This window comes from Peptoniphilus gorbachii, from assembly GCF_016908115.1.
GTDB lineage: Bacteria > Bacillota > Clostridia > Tissierellales > Peptoniphilaceae > Peptoniphilus_A > Peptoniphilus_A gorbachii.
In genome coordinates this window covers 265,166-282,133 of record NZ_JAFBDH010000001.1, presented here as the reverse complement: position 1 = coordinate 282,133, position 16,968 = coordinate 265,166, and the positions used below count along the sequence as shown (strand labels likewise).

At 36.7% G+C, this 16,968-nt stretch carries 17 protein-coding genes; 15 read left to right on the top strand and 2 right to left on the bottom strand.

All coding sequences use genetic code 11. From position 1 onward, the window contains the following. Positions 1 to 546 carry an alkaline shock response membrane anchor protein AmaP gene (gene amaP / locus JOD41_RS01355; RefSeq protein WP_205051266.1) on the bottom strand — a complete coding sequence of 182 codons (546 nt, stop codon included), beginning with the start codon at positions 544 to 546 and terminating at the stop codon, positions 1 to 3. Between the two features lie 321 nt (positions 547 to 867). Between amaP and JOD41_RS01350 the strand changes: the two genes are divergently transcribed. From JOD41_RS01350 to JOD41_RS01340, 3 genes are all read left to right on the top strand, one after another. Further along, positions 868 to 2,055, top strand: coding sequence for a dicarboxylate/amino acid:cation symporter (locus tag JOD41_RS01350; protein ID WP_205051265.1), 1,188 nt, complete (start codon positions 868 to 870; stop codon positions 2,053 to 2,055). A 278-nt stretch (positions 2,056 to 2,333) separates the two neighbouring features. Then, positions 2,334 to 2,762: a flavodoxin gene (locus JOD41_RS01345; protein ID WP_205051264.1), complete on the top strand. Its 429-nt coding sequence runs from the start codon at positions 2,334 to 2,336 to the stop codon at positions 2,760 to 2,762. A 2-nt stretch (positions 2,763 to 2,764) separates the two neighbouring features. Then, positions 2,765 to 3,349 carry a DUF3793 family protein gene (locus tag JOD41_RS01340; RefSeq protein WP_205051263.1) on the top strand — a complete coding sequence of 195 codons (585 nt, stop codon included), beginning with the start codon at positions 2,765 to 2,767 and terminating at the stop codon, positions 3,347 to 3,349. Between the two features lie 120 nt (positions 3,350 to 3,469). On the opposite strand, the gene gltS is transcribed toward JOD41_RS01340, so the two are convergent. Continuing rightward, positions 3,470 to 4,699: a sodium/glutamate symporter gene (gene gltS / locus JOD41_RS01335; RefSeq protein ID WP_205051262.1), complete on the bottom strand. Its 1,230-nt coding sequence runs from the start codon at positions 4,697 to 4,699 to the stop codon at positions 3,470 to 3,472. 545 nt (positions 4,700 to 5,244) lie between these two features. On the opposite strand from gltS, the gene JOD41_RS01330 reads away from it, so the two are divergent. From JOD41_RS01330 to JOD41_RS01270, 12 genes are all read left to right on the top strand, one after another. Next, complete coding sequence (locus JOD41_RS01330; RefSeq protein ID WP_000420681.1) at positions 5,245 to 5,559, top strand: YdcP family protein; 315 nt, start codon at positions 5,245 to 5,247, stop codon at positions 5,557 to 5,559. Between the two features lie 15 nt (positions 5,560 to 5,574). Continuing rightward, positions 5,575 to 5,961, top strand: a complete 387-nt coding sequence (locus JOD41_RS01325; protein WP_000985040.1) for a YdcP family protein — start codon at positions 5,575 to 5,577, stop codon at positions 5,959 to 5,961. Positions 5,962 to 6,000: 39 nt separating this feature from the next. Beyond that, the gene (locus JOD41_RS01320) at positions 6,001 to 7,395 is read left to right on the top strand and encodes an FtsK/SpoIIIE domain-containing protein (protein ID WP_205051261.1); all 1,395 of its coding nucleotides are present in this window, start codon (positions 6,001 to 6,003) and stop codon (positions 7,393 to 7,395) included. A 206-nt stretch (positions 7,396 to 7,601) separates the two neighbouring features. Beyond that, positions 7,602 to 8,777, top strand: coding sequence for a MobT family relaxase (mobT, locus tag JOD41_RS01310; RefSeq protein WP_002390710.1), 1,176 nt, complete (start codon positions 7,602 to 7,604; stop codon positions 8,775 to 8,777). Positions 8,778 to 8,819: 42 nt separating this feature from the next. Then, a complete protein-coding gene (locus tag JOD41_RS01305; RefSeq protein ID WP_001009056.1) occupies positions 8,820 to 9,041 on the top strand; it encodes a hypothetical protein in 222 nt (73 codons plus the stop codon). Positions 9,042 to 9,157: 116 nt separating this feature from the next. After that, positions 9,158 to 9,655: an antirestriction protein ArdA gene (locus JOD41_RS01300; RefSeq protein ID WP_002368312.1), complete on the top strand. Its 498-nt coding sequence runs from the start codon at positions 9,158 to 9,160 to the stop codon at positions 9,653 to 9,655. Beyond that, on the top strand, positions 9,630 to 10,061 hold the full coding sequence (locus JOD41_RS01295; protein WP_002368313.1) for a conjugal transfer protein: 432 nt from the start codon (positions 9,630 to 9,632) through the stop codon (positions 10,059 to 10,061). The genes JOD41_RS01300 and JOD41_RS01295 overlap by 26 nt, the downstream gene beginning before the upstream one ends. Next, a complete protein-coding gene (gene tcpF, locus JOD41_RS01290) occupies positions 10,045 to 12,492 on the top strand; it encodes a conjugal transfer ATPase TcpF (RefSeq protein ID WP_205051260.1) in 2,448 nt (815 codons plus the stop codon). Before JOD41_RS01295 ends, tcpF begins: the two co-directional genes overlap by 17 nt. Positions 12,493 to 12,494: 2 nt before the next feature. Next, complete coding sequence (locus tag JOD41_RS01285; protein WP_000804748.1) at positions 12,495 to 14,672, top strand: CD3337/EF1877 family mobilome membrane protein; 2,178 nt, start codon at positions 12,495 to 12,497, stop codon at positions 14,670 to 14,672. Continuing rightward, positions 14,669 to 15,670: a bifunctional lytic transglycosylase/C40 family peptidase gene (locus tag JOD41_RS01280; RefSeq protein WP_000769868.1), complete on the top strand. Its 1,002-nt coding sequence runs from the start codon at positions 14,669 to 14,671 to the stop codon at positions 15,668 to 15,670. Before JOD41_RS01285 ends, JOD41_RS01280 begins: the two co-directional genes overlap by 4 nt. Further along, entirely contained in the window at positions 15,667 to 16,602 is a 936-nt protein-coding gene (locus JOD41_RS01275) for a conjugal transfer protein (RefSeq protein WP_001224320.1), read from the top strand. Before JOD41_RS01280 ends, JOD41_RS01275 begins: the two co-directional genes overlap by 4 nt. 274 nt (positions 16,603 to 16,876) lie before the next feature. Then, positions 16,877 to 16,963, top strand: coding sequence for a tetracycline resistance determinant leader peptide (locus tag JOD41_RS01270; RefSeq protein ID WP_011058339.1), 87 nt, complete (start codon positions 16,877 to 16,879; stop codon positions 16,961 to 16,963). Positions 16,964 to 16,968 lie beyond the last annotated feature (5 nt).

Below are 16,968 nucleotides of genomic sequence, written 5' to 3'. Positions count from 1 at the left end.
CTAAACAACTCTTTTACCAGAATCTTCTTTGATATTGTAGAATTCCACATCTACCTTTGTTACTGAATAACCAGTAAGCTCTTCTAAGTTAGAAGATACATCTTCCTTAATTTGTTTACCTAAGGAATTTAAATTAATGCCTTCTCTTACTCCGCAAGTTACTTTTGCGCTGATTTCATGTTTACTACCATTGTTTACTCTTACATCAACATCTGACTTTCTCACTTCGCCAAATTTATCGACAGTAGTTAAAATATTATTTTCAACTGCCTTTGAAGTGATAAGCATTTCACCGTCATCTTCCTTATCTACAACATAGGAGTTGAGGGAAGGAAGGACTATGACCCTAATTAAAGTAAATAGGGCAAATAGACCGGCTATTGCTGATACTATAGTTAGGAAATAGAAAAACCATTCTTGTTTATAAAAACTTCCTAACTGTGCCGTTATTTTGCCATAATCGTATAATAAAAAATACGTGCAAAATAAGGATAAGAATAAGGCGATAGAAAAAATTGCATCAATCCATTTACGCCATCTCTTCAACCTAATTCCTCCTTTAACAAGAAAACCATCAACTAGTGAAGTTCTCTTTAATATTTTTATAACCAAATAAATTAAATTTAATCATTTTTAAAAAAATATTAGGGAAAAGTTATAAAGTTAAAAATTAATTATTCAAAAAATATGTAAATAAGCGATTTTATTGTTTACAAAAAATTTGATGAATTGCATAAAACTAATAATATCCTTCATCTCAAATTTCAGTAAATTAAAAAAAACTATTAGTATCACTACAATTGAAGGGTAAAATAATATATAATATATATAAGTTAAATTTCAATTTTACATTTATAAGGAGGAGAAATGAAAAAAAATAGTTTTTTTAATTCCTTAGTTTTTAAACTAATTTTAGGAATTATTATTGGAATTTTTGTAGGTAGAATTTCCAATGAGTCAGCCATTATTGTAATTAATACAATAAAAAGAGTTATTGGAGATTTAATTGGCTATATTGTTCCGCTTATTATTTTAGGATTTATAACTCCAGCAATTGTTTCTTTAAAGGAAAGTGCTGGCAAAATATTAAGTGTAACCTTAGTCATATGTTATTTATCTTCTGTTGGAGCGGCCACAATGTCTTTCTTAGCAGGAAGAGCTATTATTCCAAGGCTCAATATTGCATCAAATGTTGGAGCAGGAAATGTAATTCCTGAATCAATTTTTAAATTATCAATTGATCCAATAATGCCAGTTATGACAGCTCTAGTTACTTCTATTTTATTTGGTATTGCTGTAATAGTTACTAAGTCAGAACATTGGGAAAATTTACTTTTAGAACTTAATAAAATAATCTTATCAATAGTAAATAATTTTGTAATAAAAATTCTTCCGGTATATATTGCTACAACATTTGCAGTTTTATCCTATGAAGGAGCTATTATTTCAGAACTTCCAGTTTTCTTAAAAATAATTTTAATTGTAATTCTTGGACATTTTATTTGGATGACTCTAATGTATTCATTAGCAGGAGCTATATCAAAAACAAATCCAAAGGAAGTTTTTAAACATTATTTGCCAGCTTATTTAACAGCTGTAGGTACTATGTCATCTGCTGCAACTTTACCAGTTGCTCTAGAATGTGCAAGAAAATCTGATACCCTTGATCCAAAAATAAGAGATTTTGCAATTCCACTTTGTTCAAACACTCATTTATGTGGTTCAGTTTTAACAGAAGTTTTCTTTGTAATGACAGTTTCACAAATTTTAAATGGAAAGCTTCCAGAAACTTCTAACATGATTGTCTTTATAGTTTTACTTGGAATTTTTGCAATAGCTGCACCAGGAGTACCTGGAGGAACTGTAGTGGCTTCTCTTGGACTTATTACATCAGTTTTAGGATTTAACGACACAGGAACTGCTTTAATGCTTTCAATTTTTGCCCTTCAAGATAGCTTTGGAACAGCTTGTAATGTTACATCAGATGGAGCAATTGCACTAATGGTTACTGGAATATTTAAAAAAGTTCCTGCTAGGGAAAGAATAAAAAAGTAAAAGAATCTTAAATATAAATATTTGGCCAAGGATTTGTCCTTGGTTTTTTTATTTACTATTTTAAATACGATTTTATATTTTTAACATCTTATTCATATTCAAGTTTTAATTATAAAACTTAATAAATTATAAATTTTACTTATTTTTTCCTTAAAGTTTATAAAGACCTTCCAATAAATTTATTTAAAAAATTCTAATAATTTTATATAAAAATTATCTTAGAAATATATTAAAATCAAATTAAATGATAATTAATTTCAAAATAAGGAGGAAATAGAATGAGTAAAGTAAATGTTATATATTGGTCAGGAACAGGTAATACTGAAAAAATGGCTAATGCAATAGTTAAGGGTGCAGAAGGAGAAGGCGCTGAAGTTAAATTAATTCAAGTAGGACTAGCTACAGAAGATGATGTAAAAGATGTTGAAAGAATTGCCTTTGGTTGTCCTGCAATGGGTTCTGAAGAACTTGAAGAAACAGAAATGAGACCTTTTATGGATAAAGTAAACCCACTTCTTTCTGGAAAGAATGTTGTCCTATTTGGTTCTTATGAATGGGCTGATGGGGAATGGATGAAGCTTTGGCAAGAAGAAATTGAAGGAACTGGTGCAAAATTAATTGATGATGGATTTGCTGCTTATGATAATCCTGATGAAGATGCACTAGAAGAATGTGAAGCTCTTGGAAAGGAACTTGCAAGGTCTTAATTATGATTAAAAATTCTATTTTCATTGAATTTTTTGAGCAAATAAAAAATTTTAAAGATTTTGAATATCTTTATGCTCTAATTAAGTCCACAGTTGCACCAACTTTAAAAGATTTGAAATTGGCTACAATGATGAATTTAAAAAATGGAAATAGAGCCTTAAAAGATTTGTGGGAAAAAAATAAAACTTTAATTGGAGATTCTCTGGGTCTTGATTTTTTTGAATTAAAGAAAGGTGAAAATTTTGTTTTAGTTTATTTTTTTAAAAAAGATAAATTAGATAAAAAATTATCCACATCAAAAGTTTCTGAATTTTTAAATCTAATGGGTTATAAAGATTGTAGACAAGTTTATGACTACCTAAATCTTTTAAAAAATAGATTTAATGACAGCTGTCCCGATGAGATTGGCGTCTTTCTTGGATATCCTTTAAAGGATGTAATAGATTTTAAGGATAGGGACAAAAAAACTTGTAAGTGTACAGGTTATTGGAAATGCTTTAATGATGAAAAAAGCTCAAGAAAAGCTTTTGAAAAATTCGATGAAACAAAAATTATTGTAATGAGAAGCATTTTAGAAAGTTATTAAAATTTAATTAAAAAATAAAAGAACCAGCGAAATAGTCCGCTGGTTCTTTTAATGGGATTTTACTAACTTTTAAACCACCATCTAGTAGTTTATTATATTAGATAAAAATGCAATTAATTATTATTTTACAAATGTCTTAATAAATGTCAATACAATAGGTTGATAAATTATGTCTACTAAGAAAGCTCCAACAATAGGAACAATCATCATAGCTTTTCTACTCATACCATATTCTTCGTTAATTGCAGTCATATTAACTATAGCAGATGGTGTAGCACCAAGTCCGTGACCACAAAGTCCTGCACACATTACAGCAGCATCGTAATTCTTTCCAAGAACTCTAAATACAACGAAGTAAGAGTAAATTAACATGAAAATAACTTGACAAATTAGAACAACTAGAACTCCACCCATTAAGTCTTGAAGTTCCCATAGTTTTAATGTCATAAGTGCAAGTGCTAGGTATAGGTTTAACATAACATCGCCAATACCATCAACTAGGTTTCCGTTGAATTTGTAGAAATGAGTTTTTTCGTTAATATTTCTAAGTATAACTGCTATAAACATGGCACCTACATAATCTGGAAAGTCCATATCAATTAATTTACCAATTTGTTTTGAAACAAGAGTACCTAATGCCATACATATAATAATTGCTGCAACATTTTTTATAACATCAAGGTTTGTAAGTTCTACCTTTTCTTCTTTAAATAAATTGTCAAGCGCTGATGAGTCAAAATTATCATCAATAGGTTTTAAGTCATTTTTAACTATTAATCTTCTTCCAAGAGGTCCACCTATTAGTACACCAAATATTAGTCCAAAAGTTGCCGCTGCAGCACCAACAACTGGAGCTTGTTCATAACCCATTTTCGCGAAAGTAGAGCCATAACTCATTGCAGCACCATGACCACCAATCATTGATACAGATGATGCAAGCATTCCATAAGCTGATTCAAGTCCAACTGCTTTAGAAACTCCAATTCCAATTGTGTTTTGAACAAGTGATAAAAGTCCACAAAGTAACCAATAGATAATTAAAAGCTTACCACCTGATTTTAATATTTTTAAGTTTGCTCCTAAACCAACTGTTGTAAAGAATGCCAACATAAATGTTGATTGAAAGACGTTTTCGTAAGCAAAGTTAAAAGAATTTGTTTTATAACCTATAAATGTTATAAACATAAATAAAAATCCACCAACTACTGGTGCTGGGATACAATATTTTCTTAAAAATACAGATCTATTTTTAACTCCATAGCCTACTAACAATACTATTACTGCCAGGGCAAGAGTTAATATAGAATCTAAGTTAATATTAAAAATACCATTTTCTCTAATAAACTCCATAAAAGCCTCCTTATTTATTTTTAATTGCATTACTATCTATTAATATAATCATAACATTTATAGCGTTTTCACTCAACTCTATATGATTGTTTATAATAAAATGATATTATTTTTGACTAATAGTATAATTTCATTAAATTTTAAATTTTTATTTAAATTATAATTTATCCTAAAAAATCTGGCTTATTTATATTTTTTACTTATAAAAACAGTATAAAAATCTAATTATCCGCATAAACACTGGACTTATCACACTTTATCAAGGTCAAAACCACTCAATTTACTACTAATTTACTACTTATGAATGAGCTTTGATACGACGATTTATCCTTGAAAAGTGAAGATACAAAGATACTTCCAATAAAATTGAATATTTAATAGGTAGACACTTCAAAAAATGAGGTGTCTATTTTTTTACCCAATATTTGAAAGGAAGTGAACTTATGAAAACAGAAAATCAAGAATCAAAAGGTCGCTCCCCTCCCTTTAAGACCATCAAACAAACAAGATTTATCAAACAATAAAAAGAAAGGATAGGTAAAAATATGGAACTTAAATTTGTGATTCCCAACATGGAAAAAACATTTGGCAATTTAGAATTTGCTGGCGAGGATAAAGTAGAACAGCGAAGAATCAACGGACAATTAACTGTCTTATCTCGAAGCTACAACCTCTATTCTGACGTTCAAAGAGCAGATGATATTGTGGTGGTGCTTCCTGCTGAAGCTGGAGAAAAACATTTCGGCTTTGAGGAACGTGTAATGTTAGTCAATCCACGTATTACCGCAGAGGGCTATAAAATTGGTACTCGTGGATTCACAAATTACCTTTTACATGCGGACGACATGATAAAAGAATAAAGAAAGAGAGGAAAAATGATGAGATTACCTAATGGCATTGTATTAGATAAAGACGCTACATTTGGAGAATTAAAGTTTTCAGCACTCCGTCGTGAAGTACGAATCCAAAATGACGACGGTACGGTTTCAGATGAAATCAAAGAACGTACCTATGATTTAAAATCCAAAGGGCAAGGACGTATGATTCAAGTGAGTATTCCTGCCAGTGTTCCTTTGAAAGAGTTTGACTATAACGCAAAAGTGGAAATCATCAATCCAGTTGCAGATACCGTCGCTACCGCTACCTTCCGAGGGGCAGATGTTGACTGGTATATCAAGGCAGACGATATTGTATTGACGAAAGATTCCAGTACCTTTAAAAATCAGCCACAACCTAAAAAAGAGCCAGCCACGGATAAATAGTCATGCTACTTCCACTAGAGAGAAAGGAGGAAATCCCGCATGAAACAGTTTGGCATTCGTGGTAAAAGGATTCGCCCAAGTGACAAGGATTTAGTCTTTCATTTTACAGTAGCGTCCTTACTGCCAATTTTCCTGCTGGTTATCGGACTGTTTCATGTGAAGACAATCCAGCAGATTAACTGGCAGGACTTTAACCTATCACAAGTAGACAAGATTCACATTCCCTATTTAGTTATTAGTGTTAGTGTCGCAATTCTTGTCTGCTTGCTGGTGGCATTTCTATTCAAAAGATATAGATATGATACAGTAAAACAACTGTACCACCGTCAAAAGCTGGCTAAGATGGTACTTGAAAACAAGTGGTATGAATCGGAACAGGTCAAAACAGATGGCTTCTTCAAAGATTCGTCCAGTCGTACTAAGGAAAAGATAACCTACTTTCCCAAAATATTTTATCGCCTTAAAGATGGTTTAATACAGATGCGAGTGGAAATCACGCTAGGAAAATATCAAGACCAGCTCCTACACTTGGAAAAGAAATTAGAAAGCGGATTGTACTGTGAGCTGACGGATAAAGAGTTAAAAGATTCTTATGTGGAATATACCCTGCTCTATGACACCATCGCCAGTCGTATTTCTATTGATGAAGTCCAAGCCAAAGATGGCAAACTACGCTTGATGGAAAACGTATGGTGGGAATATGACAAGCTCCCTCACATGCTCATAGCTGGTGGTACAGGTGGCGGTAAAACTTACTTTATACTGACACTGATTGAAGCCTTGCTTTATACAGATTCTAAGCTCTATATTCTTGACCCAAAGAACGCCGACCTTGCCGACTTAGGCTCTGTGATGGGGAATGTCTACTACAGAAAAGAAGATATGCTCTCCTGCATTGACCGTTTCTATGATGAAATGATGGCACGAAGTGAAGCTATGAAAGAGATGGAAAACTATAAGACTGGCGAGAACTATGCCTACTTAGGACTTCCTGCAAACTTTCTTATCTTTGATGAATACGTGGCTTTCATGGAAATGCTGGGAAATAAAGAAAATACCGCAGTCTTAAACAAGCTCAAACAGATTGTCATGTTAGGTCGTCAAGCTGGCTTCTTTTTAATACTGGCTTGTCAACGTCCAGACGCAAAATATTTAGGCGACGGAATCCGTGACCAGTTTAATTTCAGAGTGGCACTTGGAAGAATGTCTGAAATGGGCTATGGCATGATGTTTGGCAGTGATGTACAAAAAGATTTCTTCTTAAAACAAATCAAAGATCGTGGCTATGTTGATGTGGGAACAAGTGTCATATCAGAATTTTACACTCCCTTAGTACCAAAAGGTCATGACTTTTTGGAGGAAATAAAAAAACTAACCAACAGCAGACAGTCCACGCAGGCGACGTGCGAAGCGAAAGTCGCAGGTGTGGACTGATCTTGCTGGCTGGTGTGGCGATAGCCACGCCAGCACCTAACCCCCCGTATCTAACAGGGGGGGTACAAATCGACAGGAAACAGTCAAAAAAATAGCAGAAAATTCTTTGGTTACAAGGAGTTTAGAAAATTTCGTGGTATGTCAAATGAGCTTCAATAGTTGACATACCTTTTTTAATTGGAGGGATTTAACTGAATGAACAAACTTTGATACAGCATTTAAAGGAAAAACGGTTGGCTTATGGGCTATCTCAAAACCGACTGGCTATTGCTACAGGCATTACAAGGCAATATCTTAGCGACATTGAAACTGGCAAGGTTAAGCCATCAGACGAGTTGCAACAATCCCTTTGGGAAACTCTGGAACGCTTCAATCCCGATGCCCCACTTGAAATGCTCTTTGACTATGTAAGGATTCGCTTTCCCACAATGGACGTACAGCATGTGGTTGAAGAAATATTGCAATTGAAACTTTCCTATTTTCTTCATGAAGACTATGGCTTTTATTCTTATTCAGAACATTATGCCTTAGGCGATATATTCGTTCTCTGCTCTCATGAGATAGACAAAGGTGTTCTGGTGGAATTAAAAGGTCGTGGGTGCAGACAATTTGAAAGCTATCTTCTAGCACAACAAAGAAGCTGGTATGAGTTCTTTATGGACGCTTTGGTGGCTGGTGGCGTGATGAAACGCCTTGACCTTGCCATCAACGATAAAACAGGGATTTTGAATATTCCCACACTGACGGAAAAATGCCTACAGGAAGAGTGTATTTCGGTGTTCCGCAGTTTCAAGAGCTATCGCAGTGGCGAACTGGTACGCAAAGATGAAAAGGAATGTATGGGAAACACGCTTTATATCGGTTCATTACAAAGCGAAGTCTATTTCTGTATCTATGAAAAGGACTATGAGCAGTACAAGAAAAATGATATTCCCATTGAAGACGCAGAGGTTAAAAACCGTTTTGAAATCCGACTAAAAAATGAGCGTGCCTATTATGCAGTACGTGATTTACTTGTCTATGATAATCCAGAGCATACAGCTTTTAAGATTATCAATCGGTATATCCGCTTTGTGGATAAGGACGATTCAAAAGCACGTTCCGATTGGAAACTCAATGAAGAATGGGCATGGTTTATTGGAAACAATCGTGAACGATTAAAGCTAACCACAAAACCAGAGCCTTACTCTTTCCAAAGGACACTAAACTGGCTATCTCATCAAGTCGCCCCGACCTTAAAGGTTGCTATTACACTTGATGAAATTAACCAGACGCAGGTTGTGAAAGACATTCTCGACCATGCGAAACTGACAGACCGACACAAGCAGATTTTAAAGCAACAGTCGGTAAAAGAACAGGACGTGATAACGACAAAAAAATAACTTAAATACAAATTCACTGCATACAGAAAGGAGAACATTTTTATGAATTTTGGACAAAACCTTTATAACTGGTTTCTATCAAATGCTCAATCACTGGTACTTTTAGCAATCGTTGTAATTGGCTTGTATCTTGGCTTCAAGCGTGAGTTTAGTAAACTGATTGGCTTTCTCATCATTGCGATTATTGCGGTGGGCTTGGTGTTCAACGCTGCTGGAGTAAAAGACATTTTATTAGAGCTATTTAATCGCATTATCGGTGCTTAAATTAAACCGTTATTTTGTGGAATATAAGTGGTTTTCTTATGTTCCGCAAAAGAATGGTACACCAAACGAAGTGCGGTAGGGATTTTTGAATCTCTACAAAGAAAGGACGTGAACACATGGACGATATGCAAGTCTATATTGCCAACTTAGGTAAATACAATGAAGGAGAATTAGTCGGTGCTTGGTTTACCTTTCCCATTGATTTTGAAGAAGTCAAAGAGAAAATCGGCTTGAATGATGAATACGAGGAATACGCCATTCACGATTATGAGTTACCCTTTACGGTTGACGAATACACTTCTATTGGCGAACTCAATCGCCTATGGGAAATGGTATCGGAGTTGCCAGAGGAACTACAATCCGAGCTATCTGCTCTGCTCACTCATTTTTCAAGTATTGAGGAACTAAGCGAACATCAAGAGGATATTATCATTCACTCGGATTGTGATGATATGGCAGATGTCGCACGTTACTACATTGAAGAAACTGGAGTATTGGGCGAAGTGCCAACCAGTCTTCAAAACTATATTGATTACGAATCCTATGGTCGTGATTTAGAAATTTCGGGAACTTTTATCACAACCAATTATGGGATTTTTGAAATCGTCTATTGAAAGGATTGATTCTATGAAGAAAATACGAAGCTATACCAGTATTTGGTCTGTTGAGAAAGTGCTGTACTCCATCAACGATTTTAGACTTCCGTTTCCCATAACCTTTACGCAAATGACGTGGTTTGTCGTGTCACTGTTTGCGGTTATGATACTTGGCAACTTGCCACCTCTTTCCATGATTGAGGGAGCATTTCTCAAATATTTTGGAATTCCTGTGGCTTTCACATGGTTTATGTCTACAAAAACCTTTGATGGTAAAAAGCCTTATGGATTTTTGAAGTCTGTCATTGCTTATGCACTGCGACCAAAGCTGACCTATGCAGGGAAAAAAGTAACCCTTGGCAGAAACCAGCCACAAGAAGCCATTACGACAGTTAGGAGTGAATTTTATGGCATATCCAATTAAATACATTGAAAATAATCTGGTCTGGAATAAAGATGGCGAATGTTACGCCTATTATGAGCTTATTCCTTACAATTACTCATTCCTAAGTCCAGAACAGAAAATACAAGTGCATGATTCTTTCAGACAGCTTATCGCACAAAATCGTGATGGCAAGATTCATGCTCTACAAATCAGTACAGAATCCAGCATACGTTCTGCACAAGAACGTTCCAAAGAGGAAGTAACTGGCAAACTCAAAGTAATTGCCTATGACAAAATCGACCAACAGACAGACGCTTTAATATCCATGATTGGCGAAAATCAAGTGGACTACCGCTTCTTTATCGGCTTTAAGTTGCTTCTCAACGATCAAGAGTTTTCTATGAAAAGTCTTACCGTTGAAGCCAAAAATGCTTTGTCTGATTTTGTCTATGATGTGAACCATAAGCTAATGGGCGATTTTGTCAGCATGAGTAATGATGAAATCCTGCGTTTTCAGAAGATGGAAAAGCTCTTGGAAAATAAAATCTCTCGTCGTTTCAAAATCCGTAGACTGGATAAGGACGACTTCGGCTATCTGATTGAACATCTTTATGGACAGACAGGTACAGCTTATGAAGATTATGAGTACCATCTATCAAAGAAGAAGCTGGATAATGAAACGCTGATTAAATATTATGACCTTATTAAACCGACCCGTTGTCTGGTGGAAGAAAAACAGCGATACCTAAAAATTCAACAGGAAGACGAAACCGTCTATGTGGCGTACTTTACCATCAACAGCATTGTCGGCGAATTGGACTTTCCGTCCTCTGAAATCTTCTACTACCAGCAACAGCAATTTACATTCCCGATTGATACTTCTATGAATGTGGAAATCGTGGCAAACCGTAAAGCACTAAGCACCGTTCGTAATAAAAAGAAAGAACTAAAAGACCTAGATAACCACGCATGGCAAAGTGATAACGAAACCAGCTCTAATGTGGCGGAAGCTCTGGAAAGTGTCAATGAGCTGGAAAATAATTTAGACCAAAGCAAGGAATCCATGTATAAGCTCTCTTATGTGGTGCGTGTTTCCGCAAATGACTTGGACGAATTGAAACGTCGTTGTAATGAAGTGAAAGATTTTTATGACGATTTAAGTGTCAAGTTGGTACGACCATTTGGAGATATGCTGGGCTTACATGAAGAATTTTTACCATCAAGCAAGCGTTATATGAATGACTATATTCAGTATGTAACCTCTGATTTCTTAGCTGGACTTGGTTTCGGTGCTACTCAAATGCTTGGCGAAAATGAGGGTATTTATGTTGGCTATAGCTTAGATACAGGACGCAATGTCTACCTCAAACCTGCTCTTGCCAGTCAAGGGGTTAAGGGTTCAGTAACCAATGCATTAGCGTCTGCCTTTGTAGGTTCGCTAGGCGGTGGAAAATCCTTTGCGAATAACCTTATCGTCTATTATGCAGTGCTTTATGGGGCACAAGCAGTGATTGTTGACCCGAAAGCGGAACGTGGCAGATGGAAAGAAACCTTGCCAGAAATCGCTCACGAAATTAATATTGTCAATCTGACTTCTGATGAGAAAAATAAAGGCTTACTTGACCCTTACGTGATTATGAAAAATCCCAAAGATTCTGAATCACTGGCAATCGACATTTTGACGTTCCTTACGGGGATTTCCTCTCGTGATGGGGAACGCTTCCCAATCCTTAGAAAAGCCATTCGTGCAGTAACCAATAGTGAAGTACGAGGGTTGATGAAAGTGATTGAGGAATTACGGGTTGAGAATACGCCACTAAGTACCAGTATAGCCGACCATATCGAAAGTTTTACAGACTATGACTTTGCACATTTATTATTCAGTAATGGTTATGTGGAGCAGTCTATCAGCTTAGAAAAACAACTGAACATTATACAGGTTGCGGACTTGGTACTTCCCGACAAGGAAACTTCCTTTGAGGAATATACCACTATGGAGCTTTTATCCGTTGCTATGCTGATTGTCATTAGTACCTTTGCTTTAGACTTTATCCATACAGACCGAAGCATTTTCAAGATTGTAGATTTAGACGAAGCATGGAGCTTTTTACAGGTAGCACAAGGAAAAACACTATCTATGAAGCTGGTTCGGGCTGGTCGTGCTATGAACGCTGGGGTATATTTCGTGACCCAAAATACAGACGACCTCTTAGATGAAAAACTGAAAAATAACCTCGGCTTAAAATTTGCATTTCGTTCCACTGACCTTAACGAGATTAAAAAGACCTTAGCCTTTTTTGGTGTAGACCCAGAGGACGAAAACAATCAGAAGCGATTGCGTGATTTGGAAAACGGGCAATGCCTTATCAGTGATTTATATGGTCGTGTCGGTGTGATACAGTTCCACCCTGTATTTGAAGAACTGCTCCATGCCTTTGATACCAGACCACCTGTGCGAAAAGAGGTGTAAATGTGAAACCATCAATAGTAAACAGAATAAAATCAAACTGGACGCTGAAACGTCTAGGTAAAGTGGCAATGACAGTGGCTTTCACACTTGTGATTGCCATTTTTCTTTTAGCCATGCTGGGAACGGTGGTTCAAGCTGCGGGCTTGGTAGATGATACGGTCAATGTGGCAAATGAATACAGCCGATACCCACTTGAAAACTATCAACTGGATTTTTATGTGGATAATAGCTGGGGCTGGCTTCCGTGGAACTGGTCGGACGGGATTGGAAAACAGGTCATGTATGGACTATATGCCATTACCAATTTTATTTGGACAATCAGTTTGTATGTTTCCAATGCGACAGGTTACTTAGTACAGGAAGCCTATTCCTTAGACTTCATTTCCGCTACAGCAGATTCCATTGGTAAGAATATGCAGACCTTAGCTGGTGTGAGTGCAAACGGATTTTCAACAGAGGGTTTCTATGTTGGATTCCTCTTACTCTTGATTTTGGTTCTTGGGGTTTATGTTGCCTATACGGGACTGATAAAGAGAGAAACCACAAAGGCAATTCATGCCATTATGAATTTTGTGCTGGTGTTTATCCTATCGGCTTCCTTTATTGCCTACGCTCCCGACTACATTAAAAAAATCAATGACTTTTCATCAGACATCAGTAATGCCAGTTTATCACTTGGCACGAAGATTGTCATGCCCCATTCCGATAGTCAAGGCAAGGACAGCGTGGACTTAATCAGAGATAGCCTGTTTTCCATACAGGTTCAGCAACCGTGGCTACTGCTTCAATACAACAGTTCAGACATTGAAAGTATCGGTATTGACCGTGTGGAAAGCCTGCTCTCCACCAGCCCAGATTCCAACAATGGCGAAGACAGAGAAAAAATTGTTGCGGAAGAAATTGAAGACAGAAGCAATACCAATCTAACCATTACAAAGACCATTAACCGTTTAGGTACAGTCTTCTTCCTATTTGTCTTCAATATTGGGATTTCCATATTTGTATTCCTATTAACAGGAATCATGATTTTCTCGCAGGTACTTTTTATCATCTATGCTATGTTTCTGCCTGTGAGCTTTATTTTAAGCATGATTCCATCATTTGATGGTATGTCAAAACGAGCCATAACAAAGCTCTTTAATACCATTTTGACACGAGCTGGAATCACATTGATTATTACGACAGCATTTAGTATTTCAACCATGCTCTATACCTTATCGGCTGGTTATCCGTTCTTTTTGATTGCTTTTCTACAGATTGTGACCTTTGCAGGAATCTACTTCAAGCTGGGCGATTTAATGAGTATGTTTTCTCTACAGAGTAACGATTCTCAAAGTGTGGGAAGTCGTGTGATGAGAAAACCTCGTATGCTTATGCACGCTCACATGCACCGTCTACAGCGGAAACTTGGACGTTCCATGACTACTCTAGGGGCTGGGTCTGCCATTGTTACAGGTAAAAAAGGACAGTCGGGTTCGGGGAGTTCTGCAAGGACACAAGCAGATCACTCCCGACCAGACGGAAAGGAAAAATCAACACTTGGAAAACGTATCGGTCAAACCATCGGTACAGTAGCTGATACCAAAGACAGAATGGTAGACACTGCTAGTGGTTTGAAAGAACAGGTTAAAGATTTGCCGACCAATGCAAGATATGCAGTATATCAAGGAAAATCCAAAGTAAAAGAGAATGTCCGTGATTTAACCAGTAGTATTTCTCAAACCAAAGCGGACAGAGCCAGTGGACGCAAGGAACAGCAGGAACAAAGGCGAAAAACCATTGCGAAGCGTCGCTCTGAAATGGAACAGGTCAAACAGAAAAAACAGCCTGCTTCTTCTGTTCATGAAAGACCGACTACAAGACAAGAACAATATCATGATGAACAGACCTCAAAACAGTCTAATATTCAGACTTCATATAAGGAATCTCAACAAGCCAAACAAGAGCGTCCAGCAGTTAAGTCCGATTTTTCAAGTCCAAAAGTGGAACGCCAAGGCAATACCGTTCAAGAAAAAACCGTTCAAAAGCCAGCAACTTCAACCACTACAGCAGATAGAACTTCACAACGTCCAATCACAAAAGAACGTCCGTCTACTGTTCAAAGAGTACCACTACAAAATACAAGAAGTAGACCACCAATCAAAACCGCCACCATTAAGAAAGTCGGTAAGAAACCATGAAGTTGAAAACTTTAGTGATTGGTGGTTCTGGATTATTCTTGATGGTCTTCTCACTGCTTCTGTTTGTTGCCATTTTATTTTCAGATGAACAGGACAGCGGAATTTCCAATATTCATTATGGAGGTGTGAATGTTTCCGCAGAAGTGCTGGCTCATAAGCCTATGGTAGAAAAATATGCCAAAGAATATGGCGTTGAAGAATATGTCAACATACTTCTTGCGATTATACAGGTGGAATCGGGCGGTACTGCGGAAGATGTTATGCAGTCCTCGGAATCCCTCGGTCTTCCACCTAATTCATTGAGTACAGAAGAATCCATTAAGCAAGGTGTGAAGTATTTCAGTGAATTATTAGCCAGTAGCGAAAGGCTCAGTGTAGATTTAGAATCGGTTATCCAGTCCTACAATTATGGTGGTGGTTTCTTAGGGTATGTGGCTAATCGTGGAAATAAATATACCTTTGAACTGGCTCAAAGTTTCTCAAAAGAGTATTCAGGTGGCGAAAAAGTGTCTTACCCCAATCCCATAGCCATACCTATCAATGGGGGCTGGCGATACAACTATGGCAATATGTTTTATGTGCAACTGGTAACGCAGTATCTTGTCACAACAGAGTTTGATGATGATACGGTACAAGCCATCATGGACGAAGCACTGAAATATGAGGGCTGGCGATACGTTTACGGTGGAGCTTCCCCGACTACTTCTTTTGATTGTAGCGGACTGACACAATGGACGTATGGAAAAGCTGGAATTAACTTACCACGAACCGCACAACAGCAATATGATGTGACCCAGCATATCCCACTATCGGAAGCACAAGCTGGCGATTTGGTTTTCTTTCATTCTACCTATAACGCTGGCTCTTATATTACTCATGTTGGGATATACCTTGGCAATAACCGTATGTTTCATGCAGGCGACCCAATCGGTTATGCCGACTTAACAAGCCCCTACTGGCAACAGCATTTAGTGGGAGCAGGACGAATCAAACAATGAGAAAGGAAGATTTAATGATGAAATTTAGAAAAAATCAGAATAAAGAAAAACAGATACCAAAGGAAAAGAAACCTCGTGTCTACTATAAGGTCAATCCTCATAAAAAGGTTGTGATTGCCTTGTGGGTACTTTTAGGGCTTAGTTTCAGCTTTGCGATATTCAAGCACTTTACAGCTATAGATACTCATACTATTCACGAAACAACTATCATAGAAAAGGAATACGTTGATACTCATCATGTAGAAAATTTTGTAGAGAACTTTGCGAAAGTCTACTATTCATGGGAGCAATCCGATAAGTCCATTGATAATCGAATGGAAAGTCTAAAAGGCTATCTGACAGATGAACTTCAAGCTCTCAATGTTGATACAGTACGCAAAGATATTCCTGTATCGTCTTCTGTAAGAGGATTTCAGATATGGACGGTAGAGCCAACTGGCGACAATGAGTTTAATGTAACCTACAGTGTAGACCAGCTCATTACAGAGGGAGAAAATACAAAGACCGTCCACTCTGCTTATATAGTGAGTGTCTATGTAGATGGTTCTGGAAATATGGTACTGGTTAAGAATCCGACCATTACCAACATACCTAAGAAATCAAGTTATAAACCAAAAGCCATTGAAAGTGAGGGGACGGTTGATTCCATTACAACCAATGAAATCAATGAGTTTTTAACGACGTTCTTCAAGCTCTATCCTACAGCGACAGCCAGTGAACTTTCCTACTATGTGAATGACGGGATATTAAAACCAATCGGAAAAGAGTACATCTTTCAAGAACTGGTAAATCCTATTCACAATCGTAAGGATAATCAAGTCACGGTATCGCTGACAGTGGAGTATATCGACCAGCAGACCAAAGCAACGCAGGTATCTCAATTTGATTTGGTACTTGAAAAGAACGGGAGTAATTGGAAGATTATAGAATAACAAATATTGGTACATTATTACAGCTATTTTGTAATCACGTACTCTCTTTGATAAAAAATTGGAGATTCCTTTACAAATATGCTCTTACGTGCTATTATTTAAGTATCTATTTAAAAGGAGTTAATAAATATGCAGCAAGGTATTCTTAAATAAACTGTCAATTTGATAGTGGGAACAAATAATTGGATGTCCTTTTTTAGGAGGGCTTAGTTTTTTGTACCCAGTTTAAGAATACCTTTATCATGTGATTCTAAAGTATCCAGAGAATATCTGTATGCTTTGTATACCTATGGTTATGCATAAAAATCCCAGTGATAAAAGTATTTATCACTGGGATTTTTATGCCCTTTTGGGTTTTTGAATGGA